The sequence below is a fragment of the Hymenobacter sp. AT01-02 genome, from assembly GCF_000961955.2.
GTDB lineage: Bacteria > Bacteroidota > Bacteroidia > Cytophagales > Hymenobacteraceae > Hymenobacter > Hymenobacter mucosus.
In genome coordinates, this window is the sequence record NZ_JZIR02000040.1 from 1 (window position 1) to 3,389 (window position 3,389).

A 3,389-nucleotide genomic window follows, 5' to 3' on the forward strand; every position below is an offset into this window, starting at 1 on the left:
GCTACATCTGATTCTTGGCCTAAGGAAGCCACGGCGGGCTACCGGCGGGACGAAATCTACGGTTTGCCGCTGCATTAGCTGCGGCCACCGGCCTCGCGGCGCTCAAAGCCGCCGCGCCGGTCGCCCTGGCGGCTGCCCATCTGGCGCTGACGCTCCTGACGCTTAGCCGCTAGCTGGGCGTACTGCTTTTTCGAAAGCACATCTTTCAGCTTTTTGTCGGCGGCTTCGTGGATGCGCTTAGCTTCGGCCATGTGCTGGCTACGGTCTTGGCCGGAGCGGCTACGTAGGGCCTGCATTTGCTGCTGCTGCTCCTGGAATATCTTCTCGACCTTCGACTTCTGCTTGCTACTGAGGTCAAGCTCTTTGGCCATCTGGTCGGTGCGGCGCTGCTGGTCCTGGGGGCCATGCTTGCCTTGCTTATGGTCTTTACCACGGCCGTCCTGGCGCTGCTCACGGCCAGATACGGGAGCCTGGGCGGCAACGGTGGTTTCGGCGAATGAGGTAGCAAGACCGAGGAGGATGGCGAGGCTGAAAAGTTGCTTTTTCATGGTTGAAAGGAGGATGGAGGAAATGATGAAGTTTGAGGTTCAGGACGCTGCGTTCTGTCTGTCCTTATTCAAACCAAGTGCCCCCTTTGCGGCCAACTAGGGCAAGTCTCTATAAGTACCCCGAAAAAACCGACCAATCTGCCCGTTTCTTCGCCCCATACTTTGGCAACACAGTACCGTTGCACGGCCTGTATCGGTTATTGCTGCCTTGCCTAGCCATTCGCGCGGCTAGCAGCGGTTTTTCAGCCTTCCCGCTCGCCGAAATGAGGGTGTATGCGCTATGGCCCAGTGAAACGCTAGGTACGGGCGGTCTTCGCTAGCCCATTGCGCAGGCCCTTGCGTATAGCATACCAAACCGCAACCCCACCTTATGAGCACCGACACTTTCTCAACCGGGCCTGCTGCTGTCTTTGCCCGCATCGAACACAACGGCCAGCACCTTACCGTGGTGAAGCTCCAGCAAACCGAAGGGCCACTCAATACCAGTGCGCTACAACAGCACCTCACCACTGCCTTGGGCCTAGCCCCCAATGCCCTGCTCCTAGTACTACCCACGGAAGGCGGACCGGTGCTGGGCCAAGGGCCAGCCGAGCAACTCTACAACGACTACCTCTCCACAAACACGGCCGCAGTAGTAGAACAAACCTGGCAGCCCTTGGGCTAATTGCCAGAAGCCCTACCTAAAGCCACCAAAGCAATACCTTACCGCCTCAAGTGCGCTTCCGGTGAGCCGCAAACCAACGCACCCCCGGCATCCTACGACAAGAGCCTCCGCTACCTAGTGCAGCGGAGCTCTTGTCGTAGGATGCGGGAGCGTTCAGGCTTATTCGTCTCGGCCAGAAAGCAGGGCTACCAGTACTCCACCGGCCAGCGCAGCAAAAGCCCCCGTCAGGACAGGATGCAGGCTAGCGCGGGTGTACAGGCTTTTCTTCATAACATAGCCAGGGTGGTCGCCGTGCACTTGTCCGTCGCGCACCTCGGGGCGGTGTAAGGAGCCAGCGGGGTGGCGTGGGGGCTCGTCGCGGGTTTGCAGCTTCATGTTTATCTTCTCATTCATGAAGTCCATGGCCCGCGGAATGTGCTTATTCAGAGAGCTGAACATCTTGCCACCTCCCCCAATATATACGTCGCGCTCGGGGTGCTGGGCCGCGTGAATGATGGCGTTGGCTACTTCCTCGGGCTCGTACACGGGTGGTGGCAGCTGAGGCTCCCGGTCCATGTAGTTTTTGGCGTGCTGCGGGAAGGGCGTATTAATGGCCGCAGGCTTAATGAGGGTCACGGAAACCGGGGCCCTTCTTCTTCCAGTTCTATGCGCAAGGCATCCGTGAAGCCCTTAATTGCGTGCTTGCTGGCCGAATACATGCCTTGCAGAGGAAAAGCAATGTCGGAGGCTACGCTGCCCAGGTTTATAAGAGCGCCGCCGTGCTGTTTGAGGTATTTAATAGCCTCTAAAGAGCCGTTTACCACGCCCCAGTAGTTGGTATCAAACATGCGGCGGCTGTCCTCGTCGCTTACTTCTTCCAGGCGCCCCCAAATGGAAGCAGCTGCATTATTAATCCAGGTATCAAAGCCCCCGAATTTTTCTTTGGCAGTAGCGGCAACGCGCTGAATATCGGGAATACGGGCTACGTCGGCCACCACGGTAGCTACCTGGCCGCCGCGACGAGTTAAGTCGGCGGCTACTTTTTGCAGGTCTTCTTCGCTGCGGGCAGCCAGTACCAGCTTTGCGCCGGCCTCGGCCGCCATGCGGGCAGTGGCTAGGCCAATGCCGCTAGTAGCGCCCGTAATGACAAGAGTTTGTTTCTTCAGTGGTTTGAGTTTCATAGGAAGGCAGGAGTAATAGTAGAAGGCAGTGCAATTGACTTTCTCATACGGCTTTATACCCCTAGCGGCCAGCCCAGGCCATAATTGTGCAATACCACCCAGCGCAGACAAATTGGGCTCTTGGTGGTTTAAGGCAGAAGTTTCCTTCCACCATCTCTTCCGTATGGATTTACAACTCACCAGTAAAGTAGCCCTAGTTACGGGTTCTACCGCCGGCATTGGCCTGGCTATTGCGCGCCGCCTAGCTGCCGAGGGCGCCGAGGTCATTCTTACGGGCCGCACCGAAGCGCGCCTAGAAGAAGCACGCGCCGTCATCTTGGCCGAAACGCTACTGCCCTTGTGCGGGGCGTGCCCGTCGACTTCAGCAAAGCCGAGCAGGTGAACTACCTGCTCATGGAAGTGCCCACGGTCGATATCCTGGTAAACAACGTGGGCATTTTTGAGCCTAAACCGTTTGCCGAAATTTCGGACGAAGACTGGCTGCGCTTCTTCGAGGTGAACGTGCTGAGTGGGGTGCGCCTATCCCGCCAATATTTCCCCCAGATGCTGAGCAAAAATTGGGGCCGTATTCTGTTTATCAGTAGCGAATCGGGCTTGCAGATTCCGGCGGAGATGGTGCACTACGGCACTACCAAAACCGCCCAGCTAGGCGTAGCGCGGGGCCTAGCCGAACTTACGGCGGGTACGGGCGTCACCGTAAACTCCGTGCTGCCCGGCCCTACTGCTTCTGAGGGGGTAGAAGAATTTTTGCGCCAACTAGCCGGCGAGGGCAAAACCCGGGAAGATGCCGAGCACGAGTTCTTCCGCGACGCCCGTCCCTCATCCCTGCTCAAGCGCTTCATCACCACCGACGAAGTAGCCTCCATGGTGGCCTACCTGTGCAGCCCACTGGCCGCCGCTACCAATGGCGCTTCCGTGCGCGTAGATGGGGGCGTCATCCGCAGCATTGGCTAGTCCTGAAAAGCTCCCCCTTCCTCACTAGCGCGGCCCCGGCTACGGCTACACGCTGTAGCCGTA

General features: G+C 58.3%; 6 protein-coding genes. 3 read left to right on the plus strand and 3 right to left on the minus strand.

What is annotated here, in order from left to right; all coding sequences use genetic code 11:
• Positions 1 to 74: 74 nt before the first annotated feature.
• A complete protein-coding gene (locus VI25_RS13840; RefSeq protein ID WP_045687870.1) occupies positions 75 to 548 on the minus strand; it encodes a hypothetical protein in 474 nt (157 codons plus the stop codon).
• A gap of 370 nt (positions 549 to 918) precedes the next feature.
• Between VI25_RS13840 and VI25_RS13845 the strand changes: the two genes are divergently transcribed.
• A complete protein-coding gene (locus tag VI25_RS13845; protein WP_045687871.1) occupies positions 919 to 1,212 on the plus strand; it encodes a hypothetical protein in 294 nt (97 codons plus the stop codon).
• A gap of 159 nt (positions 1,213 to 1,371) precedes the next feature.
• Here VI25_RS13845 and VI25_RS26975 read toward each other — a convergent pair whose 3' ends face one another.
• Both VI25_RS26975 and VI25_RS26980 read right to left on the minus strand, forming a co-directional pair.
• On the minus strand, positions 1,372 to 1,827 hold the full coding sequence (locus tag VI25_RS26975; RefSeq protein WP_236705060.1) for a hypothetical protein: 456 nt from the start codon (positions 1,825 to 1,827) through the stop codon (positions 1,372 to 1,374).
• Entirely contained in the window at positions 1,824 to 2,372 is a 549-nt protein-coding gene (locus VI25_RS26980; RefSeq protein ID WP_236705061.1) for an SDR family NAD(P)-dependent oxidoreductase, read from the minus strand. Before VI25_RS26980 ends, VI25_RS26975 begins: the two co-directional genes overlap by 4 nt.
• A 163-nt stretch (positions 2,373 to 2,535) precedes the next feature.
• On the opposite strand from VI25_RS26980, the gene VI25_RS27830 reads away from it, so the two are divergent.
• Together VI25_RS27830 and VI25_RS13855 are read left to right on the plus strand one after the other, a co-directional pair.
• Positions 2,536 to 2,754: an SDR family NAD(P)-dependent oxidoreductase gene (locus tag VI25_RS27830; protein WP_262489954.1), complete on the plus strand. Its 219-nt coding sequence runs from the start codon at positions 2,536 to 2,538 to the stop codon at positions 2,752 to 2,754.
• Positions 2,721 to 3,326, plus strand: coding sequence for an SDR family NAD(P)-dependent oxidoreductase (locus VI25_RS13855; protein ID WP_262489955.1), 606 nt, complete (start codon positions 2,721 to 2,723; stop codon positions 3,324 to 3,326). The genes VI25_RS27830 and VI25_RS13855 overlap by 34 nt, the downstream gene beginning before the upstream one ends.
• The last annotated feature ends 63 nt before the right edge of the window (positions 3,327 to 3,389 follow it).

Excerpts from the sequence above, each read along its gene's own strand:
- VI25_RS13840 (WP_045687870.1), bottom strand. The coding sequence starts at position 548 with ATGAAAAAGCAACTTTTCAGCCTCGCCATCCTCCTCGGTCTTGCTACC.
- VI25_RS13845 (WP_045687871.1), top strand. The coding sequence starts at position 919 with ATGAGCACCGACACTTTCTCAACCGGGCCTGCTGCTGTCTTTGCCCGC.
- VI25_RS26980 (WP_236705061.1), bottom strand. The coding sequence starts at position 2,372 with ATGAAACTCAAACCACTGAAGAAACAAACTCTTGTCATTACGGGCGCT.
- VI25_RS27830 (WP_262489954.1), top strand. The coding sequence starts at position 2,536 with ATGGATTTACAACTCACCAGTAAAGTAGCCCTAGTTACGGGTTCTACC.